This window comes from Streptomyces sp. NPDC038200 (assembly GCF_055600785.1).
The window spans coordinates 410,930-430,072 of sequence record NZ_JBVJYH010000001.1 but is presented as its reverse complement, the minus strand read 5'-3'; the positions used below and the strand labels follow the sequence as shown (position 1 = coordinate 430,072).

Here is a 19,143-nt window from a genome sequence, read left to right as displayed (position 1 = left end):
CTCCCGATCATGGATATCGCCCGCAGGAACAATGTCGACGATGACGGCTACCGGGGCGGGGCGCCTGGCGAAGGACACCCGTGAGGGGATTGGTGTATCCGGCGAAGTACAGGCGCGGGGCTTCAGGATGGCTCCGTGCCCCTGCGGCGAGGGGATGCCCGGCCCCGTCGAGCACGCCCAGGGACCCGACCAGGTCGTGCAGGTCGGGCCGGTAGCCGGATGGCGTCGACTTCCTCGGCGTCGCGTTTCCAGTTCTCCGCCCGCCGCGCGGGCAGGGCGAAACGGTACGTTCAGCGCACCACCTCCCCACCCCGCCGGGTACCCTCCCCCGCGAATCCCGGCCGAGCAGATGCCCGTCCACGTCGCCGTGATCATGGGCGCTGGCACGGCCGCACCGGCAAGCCCCCCACCGACGTCGTCGGCCTGCTCCGCCGCCAACGCACCACCCGCGGCCGCATCAGCCTGACGCTGACCATGTGCATCAACTACGGCGGCCGCGACGAGATCACCCGCACCACCGCCGCGCTCGCTCGCCACGTACACGACGGACAACTCGACCCCGACCACATCAGCGAAAGGGACTTCGCCCGCCACCTGCCCCACCCCGACATGCCGGATGTCGACCTGCTGTGGCGTACCGGGGGCGAACAGCGCACCTCCAACTACCTGCCCTGGCACACCGCCTACGCCGAGCTGCCCGCTCCGTGTCTCGCCTGCGGCTTCGGCTAGCGGGATGCAACGCGGGAGCGCTCTGCCGGGCATGCGTGAGGGGCGGTTGGGGAAACGCCTTGACGCTCGTTCGACGCCGGCCCTGACGGAGCGTCATGGCGATCGCGCGGCCGGTTGTCGAGCCCCAGCCGAGCATTGCGCCAGCGCCGTGTCCCAGGAACGGCACGATCGGTGGGTGCTGGGTGAGCGCGCTGCGGAGGACGCCGATTGCGTCCTTCAGACGTCGGGGGGCACGGCCAGCTGGAGCAGAATCGGTGCCCGGCCCGAGAAGAGATATCCCCGTCCGGGTGGCGCGGCGAAGTACTGGTCCGGTTCCAGCGTGATGCTGTGCGCCACGGCGGCGGGGCGTCCGGCGGGGGTGAGCAGGAGCCGGTGGCCCGTCGCCAGGACGGTGTTGATCAGGCGAGTCAGGGGGCTCGGAAAGCCGGTCAGGACGGGCGTCGCGTCGGCGCTGAGGACGAGGGCGTGGCGGCCTCGTGCCGAGGGGCGGGCGATGTCGTCGAGCAGGGTGGGCGCGTCGGTGAATCCTTCCTGGGTGGGGAGCACCGTGATGTGGTCCGCGTCGTCGAGCACCAGGGCATAGGGGTCGTCACCGAAGACCTGGGCGGCCTCGCGGAGGTCGGTGTCCTTGTGCGAGATGCCGGTGAGGATGCGTACGCCCGGGTCGTCGGGGAGCAGGCCGGGCAGGGGGGAGCGGGGCGGGGCGACGGCGAGCACGCCGATGCCGGCTCGGCGTAGCGAGTGGGCGAGTGCGGCCGTCGCGGTGGTGCGGCCCGAGCCGGGCGGACCGGACAGGAGCAGCAGGTGGGCGCTCTCGAAGAGGTCGACGCCCACCGTGCCGTGGTCGGGTCCGCCGACACCCAGGGGGATCCAGGTGGGGGAGGCTGGCGGTGTGGGCAGCGGCAGCTCGGTGAGCGTGATCCGGGTGGGCAACGCCGGGAACCGCCTGGGCAGACGGGCGGGGTCGGCATCGGTGAAGCGGGACGGCAGATCGGCGGGGAGCGCGTCCGGTCGGCAGATCTGCACGTGACGCCCGGTCGAGGCGTCGATCGCGCGACCGGGCAGTGCGGGGGGACTGGCCATGCGGGAGGTCAGGTGGGCTCGGCGGGTCTCCTCCTTGGGGAAGGGCAGCAGCAGGCGGTGGGTGTAATAGGTGGGGAGTTTGTGGTTGAGCATGTCGTGACCGCCGAGCGGCACGATGTGCACGCCGAGCGGGGCACCGGCCGCGACGATGCCGCGCAGCGTGGTCAGCAGTGAGGTCTCCGTGAAGGCGGGGTCGCCGTGGTCCTCGAAGTGCTCCCAGCCGTCGACGATCACCACGATGCGCGGCCGGTCCGCCTGCTGGGCGGGGCCGCCTGTGGAGCGGCGGTGGACTTCTTCGTCCAGCCAGGTGACCAGGCGCCGGATGCGGTCCGGTTCCGCGGGTGAGAACACGCCGCCGCAGTGCGGCAGTTCGGCGTAGTCCGTCAGTCCGGCAGGGTGGTGCTCGATGACGTAGAGGTGGGCCTGATCGGGCCGGAACCGGGTGACGAGGCCGGTGATGAGCGTCCGGGCGAACGTGGTGCGGCCCGACTGGGGACCGCCCGCGACCATGAGCCGGTCCGTACCGGCCAGATCGAGGTACTGGGCGGGCTGGGCCTGCTCCGCGGGCTCGTCCGCCAGACCGAAGGGCACGGCCGTGTCGGGCGCCGCGGCGGTCTGGCGACCGGCGAGTTCCCCCGGCGTCAACGCCACGGGCAGGGGCGGCAGCAGCGGCCGGAAGGGAGCGACGAGTCCCCGGCGCCGGGCTGCCTCCTCGATGGCGGTGACCGCCAGCTCCTGGTCGGTGGGCGCCTCCACGCGGGGCAGGTGCCCGGCCGGACGCGGACCGCCGAGCTGGTGCCACCGCAGAACGCGGACGGTGACGGGCTGCGCCGCTCCGGAGGGCGGCGGGGAGCCCAGGTATCCGGACTGGAAGACCTGCGGGACGCGCGCCTCGTCGGTGGTGCACAGGATCAGGCCGCGTCCGCGCAGCGAGCCGGGGATCGCGGCGGCGTCGGGCACACCGAGCACCTCGGTGCTGTCGGCGGCTTCGTTCTGCCGCAGGCTGACGCGGAGCGAGATGTTGTTCTTCAGTTCCGGTGACAGCTTCCCCTGCAGGGACTGGGTGGCCAGGACCAGGTGCATGCCGAGCGAACGGCCCTTGGCGGCGACGTTGACCAGTTCCTTGAGGAAGTCCGGCGAGGTCTCCAGGACGCGGGCGAACTCGTCGAACACCATCACCAGGCGCGGAAGCGGAGGCAGTGAGGCGTCGGTGCCGCGCTTCCTCCAGTACCGGTCGATCTCACCGTCGTACCGGGCGAGCAGGGACTCGCGGCGGCTGACCTCGGCGCGTACGGAGGCCAGCACCCGGGCCGCGGCGGTGGCGTCGAAGACGTCGGCGGGGGTCTCCCCGGTGGAGCGGATCAGGGCGACCACATGGGGACAGTGCTGGAAGGGCAGGAAGGCGCTGCCCCCCTTGAAGTCCACGAGCACCAGATTGAGTTCGTCGGGCCGGTTGGCCAGCAGCAGCGAGGTCACCAGGGTCTGGAGCAGAATGCTCTTTCCCGCTCCGGTGGCGCCACCGAGCATGGTGTGCGGTCCCTGCCCGGCCAGATCCACGGTCACCGGGCCCCCGGCGTCCGCGCCGAGCACCACCCGGGTGCGTGGTCCCTGTCCGTGCCCCCACAGGGCGAGGATGTCGTGGGCCGTCGGTGTGCCGAGGCCGAGCAGATCGAGGAAGCGCACGTAGTCGGGTACAGCGTTGCTCGACGAGCCGAGGGTGAGCCGGTCCCGCATGGGGGCGAGGGCCCGGGCGAGCGGCTCGGCGGCGGCTTCGTCCAGGGTGTGCGGTGTGACGGTGAGGGCGTGCTCTTCGGGCGTGCGGGTGAGCCGGAGGGTGTTCCCGGTCATCTCGCACAGCCCGCGGCACTCGTTCATGCCGCGCCGGTCGGCGCAGACGAGGTAGACACCGACCGACGGCCCGTCCCGCAGCACCTCGTCCATGCCGGGCAGTTCGCGCAGGGCCAGTGCTCCGTCCAGGACGACCACGACCTCGTCACCGAACCGCGTGCGCGAGTCCCGGGTGCGCTGCTCGCGGCGCGCGCCGACGAGCTGCCGCAACTCCTTGACACGCGCGGCGCGCGTCGTCCCGGTGTTGCCGATGACGCACGGAACATCGGCCGCCGACCCGGCGTCCACGTGCGGCAGCCACCGGGTCCAGGCCAGTCCCTCGTGCCCGTCGGCCGCGATCACCACGATGCGTAGATCGTCCGGTCCCCGCAGGGCGGCCAGTTGCATCACCAGCCAGCCCGTCAGCGCCTGTACCTGCCGACGAGAGCCGATCACTCCCAGCACGCCGGTGGATCGCAGGTCCAGTGTGACCGGCGCCTGCCGCAGCAGCGGGGACTCGAAGCCCTCCCACGGTTCGCCGCGCAGATCCACCAACGCCGCCTGATCGGCGGTCCCCACGCGCAGTGTCAGGCCGTGCGGCGAGTCCGCTCTGCGCGACCACAGGTCCGGGCGGGCACCTGTGGCCATGTCGGAGATCTCGCCGGGATCAGGGGCCAGGAGCAGCCGCACGCACAGTTCTTCGGCGACGTGGGCGTCGATCTTCTCCTGGGCGGCCTTGACCGCTGCCGCGTGGGCAGCCCCGCGTTGTTCACGCTGCTTGTCCCGGTTGTGGTTCATCAGCAGCGAGGCCAGCAGGCCCAGGATCGCGAGCCACATCAGCTGTGGCCGGTGCGTCGTCCAGGCCACGATCGCGGCGCCGAGTGCCGGCAGAAGCGTCGCCAACTCGGTCAGTCCCGCGTTGTCCGTCCCGGTCTGCTGCACCGGCAGGGTCACCTCGGTACGGGGGACTGCCGGGGCGGGGCTGAAGACCCGGTCGAAGTCCAGTCGCCCGTCCGCACTGCGCGTGGCCCGCTGGGTTCCCGCGGGCGTGGGCGTCCACTGCAGTTCGTCGGCGCCCACCTGGAGGGTCATGCCCGGAGCGAGCGCGGTCCGGTCGTTGACCCGGCGGCCGTTGACGTACGTCCCGTTGGTGGATCCCCGGTCCACGACGAAGACCCGGCCGTCCGGCGAGACTTCGAGGCGGGCGTGCTCGCGGCGGGAGACGTCCGGATCCCGCAGACAGACCGCGGCCGTCGAGTTCCTGGCCACGATATGGGTCCCGGGAGCCAACGCCACCATGAGCCCGGCGTCCGGACCGGCCGCCACCCGCAGCATGCCGACCCCGTCACCCGACGCGAGGCGGTAAGAGGGCCCCGGCGCCCCCACGCTGATCACCGCTCCCGGCGTCAAAGGGCTGTCGGCCAGGCTGTCCCCGGGATCCAGCGGGACCGTTCCGACGAAACATCGCCTGCCACGCACTGCCACCGGTAACGCCGCGAGCAGTGCGGCCGTACTGCTGTCCGGACCGGCGACCACCTCGACGTCCTGAAGGGTACCCACGTCGGGGTCCTGAACGGTCAACCGGAGAAACACGCGCTACCTCCCCATGCCGTCGTCCATCCCCGTCGGCTGTGGCGCCTTCAAGAACGGTCGTGGATTTGTTACAAAGCACAGCACAGGCCGATGGCCTACCCGGCGAGAAGGCCAACCAGCACGACGGTCCCCACCGGCCCGCTCGGCGGACGTTCGTGACGGCCGGCGAATGGCCGGTCAACTCGTTGCAGCACACCTATGGGGGACGACCATAAGACGGGGCGGACTAAGCATCGTTCCCCGTCTTCCACAGCCACAGATCCGAGCCGCTCTTGTAGACGAGTGTCTTCCCGTCCGGGCTGAGGGCGAGGGCTTCGGCCGCGCTGCCATTGCCGTAATCCAGGGTCAGCTCGCGGGCGATCTGGCCGCTGTCGGTGTGCCAGACGCGGATCGCACCGTCCGCGCTGCCAGTGGCCAGCAGCCCGGTCCGTTCGGGCATGTCGCCCGCCCAGTCGAGGTCGTTGATGTCGCTGCCACCGCCGGTCAGCACGCGCTTGTGCGCCCCGGAACCGTCCAGTATGTAGACGACGGAGCCCGAGATTCGGGCCCACACTCCGTCGGTAGTGGTGGACGCACGGCTCCCGGTGCCGACATCCCACTCATGTGGCTGGTTCTTGCTGTCTAGGCCACCCAGAAGACGGCCGGTCCCATCGAATCGGACGGGGAAGGCACCGGTCGTCCTCTCGTGTATGGTCACGGTCCTCCGACCGGATCGGACGTCCCACACCACAATCGTGCCGTCGTCGTCCACACTGGCAAGGGCACGACCGTCCGGACTGAAGGCCAGCGACACCACTCTCGCCTCTCCGCCCAGGGCCAGAGTCCTACGCTCGGTGTGCGTGCTCAAGTCCCACACCTTGATGGTGTTGTCGCCGATTTCGTCGGCCGCCGTGGTCAGCAGGCGCCCGTCAGGAGAGAACCGCATTGCCAGGATCTTGCCGGTATGGCCGGCAAGAGTGGCGGTTTGCTCGCGGGTGGCGACGTCCCACAACTGAATGCTCTCGTTGTAGTCGCTGCTCGCCACAGTGATCCCGTCGGGGCTGAATTCCAGCTCGTCGCCCCATCCGGTATCTGTGAGACGGACCGGTCCTCCCTCTGGGTGAAACAGGTACGTCGCCAGGAGGATTCCCGCGAGCGCGAGGAACAACACCGTCTGCCGGACGCGGCGAGGGCGGTGATACTTCAGGTCCTCGGCGTCAGGCTCGGACGGGGTCCTGATGATCGTGCGGAGTGGCGCGGCGACACGGAACGCCACGTTCAGCTCCTCCACCGACTGGCGTACTTCGCCGACACGCCACCGGAAAAAGCCGCTGCTGGTGCGACCGATGCCGGGCGGGAAGAGTTTGCACCTGACCTCGGTCGGTGTGGACTCGGCCATGAGCATCGTGATGGCGGTCCGGCTGGTCCGACTGGTATGGCGCCAGGGGACGAGGACGACTTCATCGATGTGTTCCCATGCAACGGCGACCTGGGAGTCCGGTGACGTACTGCGCCCGGCCCGGAGAAACCTGATGCCCTCGGCGCCGAGACTGAAGAACCACAGAGGGGACAGGGTGGCCGTCGCGGCTACCGACACGACCGACACACCCGTAGTGAGGAAGACGAAGAGCCACACCCACCCCAGGACTTGGTTCAGCCGCCAGCCGATCCACACGACCAGCCCGCACAGGACGACGAGCGTCCAATGGTCGATCCGTTCCGTAGCCTTCGCTGGATGGACCAAGTAGCGTCCGGCGTCATCATCCGCCGCGGAGGTCGCCGTCTGTCCATCCGGCCGTGATCGTGCCATGGACCTGCTCTGTGGTGCCGTGTTCCGGACGGAGGTAGGCCGGTCCTCCCATGACACCGGTCGGCTGTCACCACCGTCAGGCTGTCCCTGCGGACGACGGGGGGCGGCAGCAGGGTTGGGCTCCCCCGCTGGCCCGGTGGCCGCCCGTCGGTTCGCGGGCACCCGTCCCGTCGTACTCGCCGCAGCTCTTGACCTCCCGGTGCCGGGCGGGCTGGTGGGGACCCCGGTGGGCCGGTTCTGCCATGTGCTCGGCCGGTCGGCCGGTTCGTCCGGTGGGATGCTCTGCCGGACCGGGGCAGCGTCCCCGTCCCGGGTCGAGGTGATCGCGGCGCGGAGGAGCACCGCCGCCGCGCCGCCCTCCATGCGCCTCTCCGGGTCCCGGGCGAGGAGGCCCTCGATCACCGGGGCGAGGAAGGGATGGTGGTCCAGCGGCGGAGGGTCGTCGTGGAGGACGGCGCGGATGGTGGCCGCGGTGGAGCCGCGTTCGAAGGGGCTGCGGCCGGTGGCCGCGTGGTGGAGCGTGACACCGAGGGACCACAGGTCGGCCGCGGGGGTGGGGGAGTGGCCCTCGAACAGTTCGGGTGCGATGTAACCGGTGGAGCCGGCGACACCGGTCCGGGTGAGGCGGGTGTCGTCGACGGCGTGGGCGATGCCGAAGTCGACCAGTTTCACCTTGCTGTCGGGCAGGACCAGGACGTTGCTGGGCTTGACGTCCCGGTGTATCAAGCCGATGGAGTGTGCGGCGTCCAGTGCTTCCAATAATCGCAGTCCCAGACGAGCCAGGCGTAGCTCGGGCAGGGCGCCGTCCTGGTCCAGCACCGCTGCCAGGGAGGGCGCTTCCACCAACTCCATGACGACATAGGCGGCGTCGCTCTGTGCCGTGCTCGGTATGAGGTCGTGGATGGCGATGACTCCGGGATGACGGACCCGCCCGGCGGTCCGGGCCTCGCGCAGTGTCCGCTCACCGAACGCAGCCCGCTCCCGCGCGGACAGCCCATGCGGAAGGCGGAGTTCTTTGACCGCGACGGTGCGGCCGATCAGTTCGTCGGTGGCCCGCCAGACGATCCCCATGCCACCCCGCCCGAGCACCTCCGCCAGCCGGTAGCGCCCCGCGACCAATCTCGGCCCCTGAGAGGAGTCCGTCCCCGTCACCACCGCGCTCCTGTCGGATCGCTTACCGGTCGGCGCCCCGTACGCTAACCTGACAGCAGATTAGCCACTGTTGACGCGCAGTTGAGGTCTCACGGGGGAGATCCGAGCCGATGGCTCAAAAATTCGCCTGCGATCCACAGGAAGCGGATTTAGTCGCGCGGGAGTTGACCCGCATGCGCTCCGACCTCCGGCTCTCGGCTCCACAGCCCTTGGCGAATGCCGTGAGTACGGTGGCCGGCCCGGTCGCGGAAGCACTCGCTGAATTCCTCAACGCCGTCACCACAGCCCGGACCGAGCTCGTAGCGTCGGTCGATATGGCCGCAGGACTCTTCGCGGGCCTGGCGGAAGGCACGCTCGACCTCGACCAGGTCCTCGCCGACCAAGCCCTGGAGATATGAGGAGAGACCGATGGCGGATGTCAGTGTCGGCTATGACGGTGTGCAGCAGGCGGCGTCACGGCTGGTCAGCGGGCAGACCGAGATAAGCGAAAAGCTCCAGGCCCTCAAGGGCATGATCGACCAGCTGGTGGCCAGCGAGTTCCGCACCCAGATGGCGTCGTCCAAGTTCCAGCAGTCGTACCAACAGTGGACGACGGGCACCCACAACATGATTCAGGGGCTCGAAGGAATGGCGGCGTTCCTCAACGACGTCGTACGCAGCCACCAGGAACTCGACGCACGACTGGCGGGCGGCGCGGGCAGCTGACCGGCCGGGGCGCCTGACCATGGAGGACTGGAGCGTTCTCGACCTGGCGCGGGACCCGGTCCCGGGCGACCCCGCCCTCATCCAGACCCTGGCGGCGCGACTGCAGCGGGAGGCGCAGTACGCAGAGCAGCACGCCAGCCGACTGACCCAGGTCGCCACCAACAGCGTGGACCTGCGCATGCAGGGCGACTACGCTCCGCTGTTCCAGCAGCGGCTTGCGCGCCTCCCGCAGCAGGCCGCCGGTCTGGGTCCGGCTCACGAAAGCTGCGGCAGGGCGCTTATCGCCTACATGCAGACCCTTGAGCAGGCCAAGATCCAGTCCCGCGCCGCGCTGAGCCGGGGCATGCAGGCGGATGCCCAGTACAAGGCCGCGTTACAGCAGTTCTGCACGCTGGTCCCGGGGTTCTCGTACACCGGTAACTGGCGCGGGCTCGACGAGCCGTTCGCGCTCAGGTGCACCCAGTACCAACGCCCCGAGGTCCGCGCCGCCGCGGCACGGATCGGCGCCTATGCCGCCCAGGCCGAGCGGGAACGGCAGGCCGCCGCCACGATGGCCCGACAGGTGGCCCGGGTCGCGGCCGAAGCGGAGATGCGGTGTGCGCAGGCCATACGCGCCGCGATACCCGCGCTCGGTTCGACCGGGGCGGCCTCCGGCAGGAACGGCGGAACCTTCGCGCGTACCACCGCCCTGAAAGCAGCCCGCGGGGCGGCGCGAGGCGCCGCGACGGGTTGGGCCCGACGGAGTGTGAGGTCGGCTCTCCACGATGTGGCCAGAAAACACGAGAGCAAGTCGTATTGCGGCGATCCGGTCGACGTGGCCACCGGCCGGATGGCCCTTGCGCAGACTGATCTGACACTGCCGGCCCGACTCCCGCTGGTGTTCTCCCGCCACTTCGAGTCGTCCTACCGTGCCGGGCGCTGGTTCGGCCGCGCCTGGACCTCGACGGCGGACCAGCGGCTGGAGATCGATACCGAAGGCGTCGTTTTCGTGCGCGAGGACGGCTCACTCCTGTCCTATCCCCACCCCAGCCCGGACGCCGCCTCGCTGCCCGCCGAGGGCGACCGGCTTCCGCTGACGGTCGACACCAACGGCGACTACACCGTCACCGATCCCGTCAGCGGCCGTCGATGGGACTTCGCGGCACCCGGCCCCGACGGCCGCGGCATCGCACTCCTGGCCCACCTCACCGACCGCTCAGGCACCCAGCGGCTCACGTTCACCTACGACACGAATGGCGCCCCCACCGCGATCCGGCACTCGGCCGGCTACCACCTGAAGATCACCACGGAAGGCGAGCGCATCACCGCCCTCCATCTGGCGGAGGCAGCCGAGGACGGCGGCGACCAGCCACTGCTCCGCTTCGGATACGACGAACACGGCCACCTGTCCTCGCTCACGAACGCCTGCGGCGTACCCACCCGGTTCACCAACGACGCGGTGGGCCGGATCACGGCCTGGACCGACACCAACGGCTCGTCGTATCGGTACGAGTACGACGACGAGGACCGCTGCACCTACCAGACAGGCGACGCCGGGCACCTGCGGAACACCTACACCTACGGCGACACCGACCCGGCGACGGGCCTCAAGGCCACCACGGTGACCAACTCCCTCGGACACACGAGCCGGTACCTGATCAACGACAGGCTCCAGGCGGTCACCGAGATCCGCCCGGACGGCGCCGCCACCCACACCGCATACGACCGGTTCCACCGGCCCCTCACCGTCACCGACCCGCTCGGCCACATGGTCGCCTACACATACGACCAAGCGGGCCGCCCGCTGACGATCACGCGCCCCGACGGCCGCGAGATCACCGTCGCCTACGACGACCAGGGCCTGCCGGTGAGGGTGACCGAACCGGACGGCACCCAAGTCGCCCGGGAGTTCGACACGAGCGGCAACCTGACGGCGGTCACCGACGCTTCCGGCGCGACGACCCGCTTCGCCTACGACGGCCGCGGCAACCTGACATCGGCCACGGACGCCCTGGGCAACACGATGCACGTCGAATGCAACGCCGCCGGCCTGCCCCTCGCCGTCACCGACCCGCTGGGAGCGGTCACCCGGTACGAGCGTGACGCATTCGGCCGCATCGTCACGATCACCGACCCCCTGGGCGCCACCACCCGCCTGTCCTGGACCGTCGAGGGCAAGCTGGAGCGCCGGACCGACCCGGACGGAGCCGAGGAATCCTGGACCTACGACGGCGAGGGCAACTGCACGAGCCACACCGACGCAATCGGCGGCACCACCCACTTCGAGTACACCCACTTCGACCTGCTCACGGCCCGCACAGGCCCGGACGGCGTCCGCTACGAGTTCGACCACGACACGGAACTACGCCTGACCAGAGTCACGAACCCGCAGGGCCTGACATGGACGTACGAGTACGACGCGGCCGGACGCCTGGTGACGGAAACGGACTTCGACGACCGGAGGCTGACGTACGCGTACGACGCGGCGAGCCGCCTGGTGTCGCGACGAAACGAACTGGACGAGCTGACGTCCTTCGAGCGTGATGACCTCGGCCAGGTGATCCGCAAGGACGCCGCGGGCCGCATCACCACGTACGCCTATGACCTGACCGACCAACTGGCCCGGGCGACGGGCCCCGACGGCACGACGCTGACGCGTCTGCGAGACCGCTACGGCCGCCTGCGCTCGGAGACGGTCAACGGCCGCACACTGAAGTACACGTACGACGCCCTGGGCCGTCGCACGGGCCGCACCACCCCTTCCGGGGCCGAGACGACGTGGTCGTACGACGCGGCGGGCCGCCGCACGCGCATGGTGGCCTCGGGCAGGGCGATCGACTTCACGTATGACGAGGCGGATCGCGAGGTGTCCCGGCGCATCGGCGGCACCGTCGTCTTCGAGCACGCCTTCGACCCCTTGGGCCGCCTGACGACCCAGTCGGTGACCGGTGCACAGGGCCGCACGGTCCAGCACCGGCGATACACGTACCGAGCCGACGGCAACCTGATAGGCATCGAGGACCACTTGTCCGGCTCCCGCCGCTTCGACCTCGACGCGACCGGCCGGGTGACGGCGGTCCACGCGGCCGGCTGGACGGAGCGGTACGCCTACGACGAGGCAGGCAACCAAACCGAAGCGTCCTGGTCTTCGGACAACCCGGGCGCAGAGGCAAGGGGTCCGCGCACGTACGCGGGCACCCGCATCACCCGAGCCGGGAACGTCCGCTACGAACACGATGCCCTGGGCCGTATCACCCTCCGCCAGAAAAGCCGCCTGTCCAGGAAACCGGATACCTGGCGCTACGAATGGGACGCCGAGGACCGCCTGACGTCTGTGGTCACCCCGGACGGCACCCGCTGGCGCTACACCTACGACCCCCTGGGCCGTCGCACGACCAAACGCCGTCTCGCGGAGGACAGCGAAACGGTGGTGGAGCGGGTGGACTTCACCTGGGACGGCACAACGCTCTGCGAACAGACGACAACCTCCGCCGACCTCCCTCACCCGGCAACCCTCACCTGGGATCATCAGGGCCTACGCCCCCTCGTCCAGAGGGAACGCATCACCGCGACCAACGCACCCCAACAGGAGATCGACTCCCGCTTCTTCGCGATTGTCACGGACCTGGTCGGCACCCCGAGCGAACTGATCGACGAACAGGGCGAGATCGCCTGGCGAACCCGCAGCACCCTATGGGGCACGACGGCTTGGCCGGCCAACAGCACGGCCTATACCCCTCTACGCTTCCCAGGCCAGTACTACGACTCCGAAACCGGCCTCCACTACAATTACTTCCGCCACTACGACCCGGATGCAGCTCGGTACCTCACCCCGGATCCTCTCGGTATAGGGCCTGCGCCGAACCCTGTCGCCTACGTCGACAATCCCCTAACCTGGTCAGACCCGTTTGGCTTGGCACCCTATGAGGCGTTCTATCGAGTAATGTCCGAAAAAGAGTTCACGCGTCTTGGCGACAAGGGTGAGATTACTCCTCGAGGCGAGAACTTCGTGACCCAAGAACGCGACTATGTCACAGGGATCGCAGAGAGATTTTCTCGACGCGGGGGACGGAACGCACAGAAGTACACCCATCTCGTGCGTTACGAGATGCAGCCGGGGACCAGGGATGCGCTGATCGCGGCAGGCCGGGGGTCCGGTGACAACATAGCGGCCATCCGCGAGACATTCGGAATCGACCTTGAAGAGATCGGCGACAGCGTCGACTTCGTGCATCTGAAGATGGAGCGTGGCGGGTTGAACTTCGGTCTCCGTGCGAGCTCCGTTGAAGTGTTCAACTCGAATATCATCGGTTTCAGCTATACGTTGCTCTAGTCGAGCGGAACGCCTCGAGTGACCGCGTAACCAAGTAAGGAAAGTGGAGAGATGCCAGCCGCCACGGAGGGTGCGGACCCCTTCATCGACCGCGTCGATGCACTCATCGGCAGGGGTTATGTTAGCAAGGAAAAGGCCACGTCAATTACAACCGATATCCCTGAGGTAAGGACGCGAGTCCTAGATTGGCTGAGGCGCATGGTCAGCGCCGGAGACTGGCATCGGTTCGAGCGATTTGCCGCGGTCGCCGTGCATATCCATCCGGACGGGCTCGCTGAAATTGTCCTGTCGGCACTTGAATCGGGTACGGGAAGCGGGCAAGCGCCTCCGGGCTCGAAAAGCGCTTGGGGAAATACGCGAGGTGTGAATTCGGAAGACTTGATCGATATGCTCGGAGAGCTCCGTGCGTCGGAGGCAGTCGGCCCGATCAGTCTCCTCCTCCGCGACATGAAAGAATCCGATGCACCCTTCTTTAACTTGTGCATCAAAATGATTCAGTCTTTGGCCGAGATCGGCACGCCTGAGGCGCACGACGTCTTGCGGGACGTAGCTACCGGCGTCTGGCCCAAGCCACTCAAGTGGCACGCAGCGGAGGAGCTCGGCATTGAGGACGAACTCGGCTTTGATGAGGACGAGATGCTCGGAGGGATATGAGGAGCGTGCCCCCCGGCGCCTGCTCCGCACGCGCTTGCCTAAGTTGTCCTAACCTAACTGTCCGAAGCGTTGGAAGATCTGGGCGCCCGGCGCGACCAGGGCACTGGTTTGACGGTACTGTGCCCGTCCTGTCGGGGTGACGAGGCGGGCCGCCCTTTCATGCTGGCCGGCAGGGGCCTGCTGACGTTTCGCCAGAAAACCTGCCTGGTCTGCATCGCTGGTGACCAAGACCAGTAGTGAAGGTCGGCGAGGGCCTCGAAGGATGCGGCGGAAGCGTACCGACTTTCGGTAGGCCAGAGTTGGATGTCGCCGGGAATCCGTGCGACCTGTCGCGGGGCGCTCCGCGCTCGGCGAGGGCGCGGAACTTGGTCCCGATCACGTCCTCCTCCGCGAGGACGGGGCCGTACGGGCACTGGGCGACCGGCCGCCAGAAGATCTCCTTGAGGATGTCGACTTCGCTTCCTGCCCGGTGGCTGGGTCGGTCACGGTGAAGTGGGCGGACAGCGGGGCGGTCTCCAGCGCGTGCACCTTCCAGCCGCGGTTCCAGGCCGGCGCGGAGCGTGGCGGCGATGTCGGCCATGGGCGCCAGGTTCTCGGTGGCGACGTCGAGGTCCTGGCGGGGGCGGTTCACGAGGCGGCGTGCCGCACGGCGTATCCACCGGTGAGAGCCAGTGGATACGGGGAACCGAGCGCGATTACATCCGCCAGGAGCCGCGTGTGCAGCTCCGGCATGTCCGTCACGCGACTGCCCGGGTTCGGGAGAGGCGAGCTGAGGGAAGGCGTCTTCCCATACGGCGCGCACGCGCCGGCGGCAACGGGCCCGACCGACCTCCGTCCGGCAGGGCGCCGTCACCGCCGGAACGGGCGCCAGGCGCGGTGGTCGGCTCATGTCTTCGGGGGCGGTGGGGGGCAGGGCGTCCTGTGGCGCAGCCCACGAAGCGAGCGGGCGCAGACCCTGTTCGGAGGGTGAGCAGGGTTCGGCGGTGTAGATCGTGAGGGTGAGGCCCGGTTCGGCCGCGGTCCCCAGCCCCTCGAAAACGAGGGTGAGGTCGCCTACGGCGCGGTGGTGGAAGCGCTTGGTGGTGGTGCCGTGGTGACGGACGTTGGAGGGGGTGCCCCAGGGGTGCGGAACTCGTCGCTGCGGGTGGAGAGTTCGGCGAGGAGGTCGTGCAGGTCCTCGTCGTGGGCGTTGCGGCCGGCCTTGGTGCGCAGGATGGCGACGGTGACGTCGGCGGCGAGGTCCCAGTCGGGGTAGAGGGAGCGGGAGACGGGGTCGAGGAAGGTGAAGCGTGCGAGCTTCGCGTAGTCCTCCACGCTCATGTCGGTGAGGGCCGCGACCTCGCTGCGGTGCAGGCCGGGGACGCGGCGCCGGGCCCCGAAGGCGAGCCCGGCCGCTCGGGGGCGATCCTGGCTTGCCGCTAGGCGAGGAGCTCACGGACCTCGTGCTGGTTGTCCGCCCTTCGCCCGTGCGTGCAGCGGGCCGCGGGAGGGATGTACTGCAGGTACACCCATCGGCGGTGGCTGGCTGCCCGCCGGAACGGCGGGCACCTGGAAGACGTGGTGCCGTCCCGGCCGTCCGTCGGCGGGGCCGGGGCCGCCCGCCCTCGGTGCACAGACGTCTCGCGTCCCGGGACCGGTCGTACGCGGACCGCCGCAGCGGTCCGGCCTGACGTACGCAAAGGACCCCCCTCCTGCGCGGCGCAGTGATCCACGCCCCGGGTGACGTCCGCTTCGAGTCGCTGGACGATCCGTCGGCCCGCTCCGCCCAGGCCCGCTAATGTCCGGCCCCTGGGACGACGGGACGAAGCCGACTCGGTCCGGATCGTTCACCGCGCCCTCGGCGCAGGGACCCGATCCCGCATCCGCGTCGACGGGCCGTCCGGATCGGCCCGGCCGAGCAGGGGAGGCTTTCGGCGGGCAGGTCGTGGGGGCGCAGGCCTCCGGCCCGGGCCCCGGTATCCACGCCGGGGCCCGGGCCGCCACCGCCCACGCGATCGAACCGGCACGACCGTCCCGGAACGGTGTGGGCAGCAGCCGGGATCCGCCGAGGTCACTTGGTCGCGCCCTGCGCGAAGCCGTTGTAGATGTACCGCTGGAGGAAGAGGAAGACGACCAGGGTCGGGGCGATCACCAGGATCGTGCCGGCCGAGATGTCCTCCCAGTGCGCGCCGAACGGCCCCTTGAAGCGGAAGAGGGCGGTGGAGATGGTGCCCAGATCCTCCGACGGCATGTAGAGGAAGGGGATGTAGAAGTCGTTGTAGACGGTGATCCCCTTGATGATGACGACGGTGGCGATCGCCGGCTTGAGCAGCGGCAGGATGATCTTCCAGTAGATGGTGAGGGAGTTCGCGCCGTCCAGACGCGCGGCCTCGTCGAGAGAGACGGGGATGCCGCGGATGAACTGCAGGAAGATGTAGATCGAGACGATGTCCGTGCCCATGTAGAGCAGGATCGGCGCCCAGATGCTGTTGAACAGGCCGAAGCTGTTGACCACCTGGAAGGTCGCGACCTGGGTGGTGACACCGGGCACCAGGGTGGCGATCAGGAACAGCGCCATGATCGGCTTCTTGGCCCGGAAGTCGAAGCGGTCGATGGCGTACGCGGTCATCGAGCCGATGATCACCGTGCCGGTGATGGAGAACAGCAGGATGACGCTGGTGTTGAAGAAGGCGGACAGCATTTTGCCGTCGGTGAAGGCCGTCGCGTAGTTGTCCAGGTTCAGCCAGTCGTTCGGCAGCGACAGGGGGCCGCCGTCGGTGACTTCCCTGGACGTCTTGAGGGAGGTGAGGAAGACGACGGCGAGCGGCACGAGGACGACCAGTGACGCGACGATCAGCGACATGTAGGTCAGGGCCGGTGCGAGCCGGCGCCGGGCGGGCGGAGGCGTGGTCATACGAGGTCCACCTTCTCGTCGGGCACGAGGCGGCGCTGGATCCAGGTGATCAGCAGGATGATCAGGAGCAGGACGACGGCTGCGGCCGAGGCCAGGCCGGTCTTGTTGAACTGGAAGGCGAGTTTCACCGTCTGGATGACGAACGTCGTCGTACCGGTCGCGCCGCCGGTCATGATGTACGGGATCTCGAACACCGACAGTGAGCCCGAGATCGCCAGAATGACGCTCAGGCTGACCACCGGGCGGATGCTCGGGGCGATGATGTGCCGGAACTGCTGCCAGCGGGTGGCACCGTCCAGCTGCGCCGCCTCGTACAGTTCGCCGGGGATCGACTGGATCGCGCCGAGGAACAGCACGAAGTTCAGGCCGGTGAACCGCCAGACGGACACTCCCGCGAGGGAGGTGTTGGCGGACTCGGGGTCGCCCAGCCAGGCGTGGTCGGAGCCGGCGCCGAACCAGGACAGCACCGAGTCGAGCGTGCCGCCGTCCTGGAAGAAGTACAGGAAGACGAAGCCGATGGCCACGCCGTTGATCAGGTAGGGGAAGAACAGGATCCCCTTGAAGAGGTTGCGGAACCGCAGGTCGAAGCTGAGCACGGTCGCGAAGTAGAGAGCGATCGCGATCTGAACGGCGGAGGCGGCGAGGTAGTAGAAGCTGACGAAGAACACCCGGAACAGTTCGGGGCGGGTGAAGATCTGCTCGTAGTTGTCGACGCCGGTGAAGTGGCGGTCCGGGCTGACCCCGTCCCAGTCGGTGAAGCTGTAGTAGATCATGTTGCCGACGGGCACATAGGTGAACGTGATCAGCAGTGCCAGCGGAACGGCCAGGAAGAGCCACGGGGTGAGCCTGCGCAGCAGGCTCCCGCCCCGGCGGGAGCCGTCCGGCACCGGCGTACGGCCTGGTGCGGCGTTGCGTGGCACCTTCGCGGGCGCCGTGTCGGTCGTCTCGGTCATGCCGGACCTTTCGTCTTCGCGGATGCACACCGACCGGTGGGCCCCGTCCGGTGCGGACGGGGCCGCGGCCGCGGTCGGTGAGGGCAGGGCGGGTGAGCGGCCCCCGGTCAGGAGCCGGCGGCCTGGGCCGCGTCGTTCCACCGCTTGTCCAGGTCCGCGAAGTAGTCGTCGAGGCTGCCCTTCTGTGCGCCGCGGGCGAGGTCGACCAGCTTCTGGCGGTAATCGGGCTTGTTCAGGCCGATCTCCGCGGCGTTGTCGATCGTGTTGACCTCGCCGGTCTTCACCTCGGAGCGCTCCACAGAGCTGACATCGTTGTCAGTGAAGTCCTTGAGTGTGCTGGGCATGGGGGCGGACTTGGGGGCCGGGACGGCGCCCTCCTCGGCCGAGTAGCCCGACTTGTCGGTGAACCAGTCGATCCAGGCCCGGGCGGCCGCCTTGTGCGAGGAGTGGACGTTCACGGCCTGCTGGTAGTCGGAGGCGAGGACGGTGCAGTACTTGCCTCCCTTCTGCACCGGGAAGGGCATGAAGCCGATGTCGGCCGGGTTCCTGTCCGCCTTCTTCGCCGCGTCCTGCATCTGCGTGATGGCCCACGAGCCGAGCTGCATGGTGGCGACCTTGCCCTGGGCGATCATGCCCTTGGACGTCTCCCAGTTGGTCGTGCTGGGGTCCTTCTCGGACAGGCCGCCCTTGACGATGTCGTAGAGCAGGGAGTCGATCGTGTTCAGCTCGCTGCCCTTCTTCCAGGGCGAGACCGCGCCGGCGAGCTTGTCGTTGGCCTTGGCGTCGCAGGTGACGGAGCCGATGTTGTTGCTCCAGGCGGTCAGCGGCCAGCCGTCCTTGAAGTTCGTGTAGTACGGCAGGGCGTCCGTCTTCGCCTTGACGGCCCGCAGGTCGGTGAGGAACTCCTGCGGGGTGGTCGGCCACTTGGTGACGCCGGCCTTCTTCCAGACGGCCTTGTTGTAGACGAAGCCGTTGGCGGTGCCGAACTGGGCGATGCCGTAGACCTTGCCCGCGACGTCGGTCTTGTCGCTGAAGCGGTACTTGGCGCTCAGTTCGGCGGTGGTGCCCAGAGGGGCGAAGAACTTCGGGTAGTCGTTCTTGGCGACGGCGGCCGGGATCATCAGGACGTCGCCGTAGTCCTCGGTGTTCATCCGGATCTTGACCTCGCCCTCGTAGTCCGTGAGGGCCTCGAACTTCACCTTGACCTTGGGATAGGTCTTGTTGAACTCGGCGGCGTACCGGGCCATCGTCCCGTTCTGGACGAGATCGGTCCGAGCCGTCAGCACCTTGATCGTGCCCGACGCGTCGGCCGGGTCGGCAGGTGCCTTCGCGGTCTCACCGGAGACCGAGCCCCCGCCCCCGCATCCGGCGACGGTCAGTATCGCGGCAGCCAGAAGCGCTCCCGTGAGCGTCTTCTTCGTCCTCATGTGCCCAGCTCCTTCAGGATGGCGGC

At 68.9% G+C, this 19,143-nt stretch carries 10 protein-coding genes and 2 pseudogenes; 5 read left to right on the top strand and 7 right to left on the bottom strand.

The annotated features are described in order from the left end of the window. Window positions 1-219 precede the first annotated feature (219 nt). Window positions 220-729 (top strand): undecaprenyl diphosphate synthase family protein, encoded by a 510-nt coding sequence (locus ACZ7KF_RS01785; protein WP_471068318.1) that lies wholly within the window; start codon window positions 220-222, stop codon window positions 727-729. A 216-nt stretch (window positions 730-945) separates the two neighbouring features. Here the strand turns inward: ACZ7KF_RS01785 and ACZ7KF_RS01780 are convergent, their stop codons facing one another. Both ACZ7KF_RS01780 and ACZ7KF_RS01775 read right to left on the bottom strand, forming a co-directional pair. After that, on the bottom strand, window positions 946-5,199 hold the full coding sequence (locus ACZ7KF_RS01780; RefSeq protein ID WP_471068315.1) for an FtsK/SpoIIIE domain-containing protein: 4,254 nt from the start codon (window positions 5,197-5,199) through the stop codon (window positions 946-948). Window positions 5,200-5,458: 259 nt separating this feature from the next. After that, window positions 5,459-8,173: a WD40 repeat domain-containing serine/threonine protein kinase gene (locus ACZ7KF_RS01775; RefSeq protein ID WP_471068313.1), complete on the bottom strand. Its 2,715-nt coding sequence runs from the start codon at window positions 8,171-8,173 to the stop codon at window positions 5,459-5,461. A gap of 110 nt (window positions 8,174-8,283) precedes the next feature. On the opposite strand from ACZ7KF_RS01775, the gene ACZ7KF_RS01770 reads away from it, so the two are divergent. The 4 genes from ACZ7KF_RS01770 to ACZ7KF_RS01755 are packed head-to-tail and all read left to right on the top strand — an operon-like array spanning window position 8,284 to window position 13,844. Beyond that, window positions 8,284-8,571, top strand: a complete 288-nt coding sequence (locus tag ACZ7KF_RS01770) for a hypothetical protein (RefSeq protein ID WP_471068310.1) — start codon at window positions 8,284-8,286, stop codon at window positions 8,569-8,571. A gap of 10 nt (window positions 8,572-8,581) precedes the next feature. After that, complete coding sequence (locus ACZ7KF_RS01765) at window positions 8,582-8,878, top strand: WXG100 family type VII secretion target (protein ID WP_397938989.1); 297 nt, start codon at window positions 8,582-8,584, stop codon at window positions 8,876-8,878. Window positions 8,879-8,897: 19 nt separating this feature from the next. Continuing rightward, complete coding sequence (locus tag ACZ7KF_RS01760; protein WP_471068307.1) at window positions 8,898-13,190, top strand: DUF6531 domain-containing protein; 4,293 nt, start codon at window positions 8,898-8,900, stop codon at window positions 13,188-13,190. 51 nt (window positions 13,191-13,241) lie between these two features. Then, on the top strand, window positions 13,242-13,844 hold the full coding sequence (locus ACZ7KF_RS01755) for a hypothetical protein (RefSeq protein ID WP_471068305.1): 603 nt from the start codon (window positions 13,242-13,244) through the stop codon (window positions 13,842-13,844). Window positions 13,845-14,172: 328 nt separating this feature from the next. On the opposite strand, the pseudogene ACZ7KF_RS01750 reads toward ACZ7KF_RS01755, so the two are convergent. The 5 genes and pseudogenes from ACZ7KF_RS01750 to ACZ7KF_RS01730 form a co-directional block, all read right to left on the bottom strand. Next, window positions 14,173-14,576 (bottom strand): annotated as a pseudogene (locus ACZ7KF_RS01750) (nucleotidyl transferase AbiEii/AbiGii toxin family protein); the annotation flags it as partial. A 160-nt stretch (window positions 14,577-14,736) separates the two neighbouring features. Beyond that, window positions 14,737-15,250: pseudogene (locus tag ACZ7KF_RS01745) on the bottom strand (MmyB family transcriptional regulator); the annotation flags it as partial. Between the two features lie 644 nt (window positions 15,251-15,894). Next, window positions 15,895-16,737 (bottom strand): carbohydrate ABC transporter permease, encoded by an 843-nt coding sequence (locus ACZ7KF_RS01740; RefSeq protein ID WP_471068302.1) that lies wholly within the window; start codon window positions 16,735-16,737, stop codon window positions 15,895-15,897. Further along, the gene (locus tag ACZ7KF_RS01735) at window positions 16,734-17,690 is read right to left on the bottom strand and encodes a carbohydrate ABC transporter permease (RefSeq protein ID WP_471068299.1); all 957 of its coding nucleotides are present in this window, start codon (window positions 17,688-17,690) and stop codon (window positions 16,734-16,736) included. The genes ACZ7KF_RS01740 and ACZ7KF_RS01735 overlap by 4 nt, the downstream gene beginning before the upstream one ends. A 107-nt stretch (window positions 17,691-17,797) precedes the next feature. Then, complete coding sequence (locus ACZ7KF_RS01730; protein ID WP_471068296.1) at window positions 17,798-19,117, bottom strand: ABC transporter substrate-binding protein; 1,320 nt, start codon at window positions 19,115-19,117, stop codon at window positions 17,798-17,800. Window positions 19,118-19,143 lie beyond the last annotated feature (26 nt).

Coding starts and splice junctions, on each gene's coding strand:
- ACZ7KF_RS01785 (WP_471068318.1), top strand. CDS start 220: ATGGCGTCGACTTCCTCGGCGTCGCGTTTCCAGTTCTCCGCCCGCCGC.
- ACZ7KF_RS01755 (WP_471068305.1), top strand. CDS start 13,242: ATGCCAGCCGCCACGGAGGGTGCGGACCCCTTCATCGACCGCGTCGAT.
- ACZ7KF_RS01760 (WP_471068307.1), top strand. CDS start 8,898: ATGGAGGACTGGAGCGTTCTCGACCTGGCGCGGGACCCGGTCCCGGGC.
- ACZ7KF_RS01730 (WP_471068296.1), bottom strand. CDS start 19,117: ATGAGGACGAAGAAGACGCTCACGGGAGCGCTTCTGGCTGCCGCGATA.
- ACZ7KF_RS01740 (WP_471068302.1), bottom strand. CDS start 16,737: ATGACCACGCCTCCGCCCGCCCGGCGCCGGCTCGCACCGGCCCTGACC.
- ACZ7KF_RS01765 (WP_397938989.1), top strand. CDS start 8,582: ATGGCGGATGTCAGTGTCGGCTATGACGGTGTGCAGCAGGCGGCGTCA.
- ACZ7KF_RS01770 (WP_471068310.1), top strand. CDS start 8,284: ATGGCTCAAAAATTCGCCTGCGATCCACAGGAAGCGGATTTAGTCGCG.
- ACZ7KF_RS01735 (WP_471068299.1), bottom strand. CDS start 17,690: ATGACCGAGACGACCGACACGGCGCCCGCGAAGGTGCCACGCAACGCC.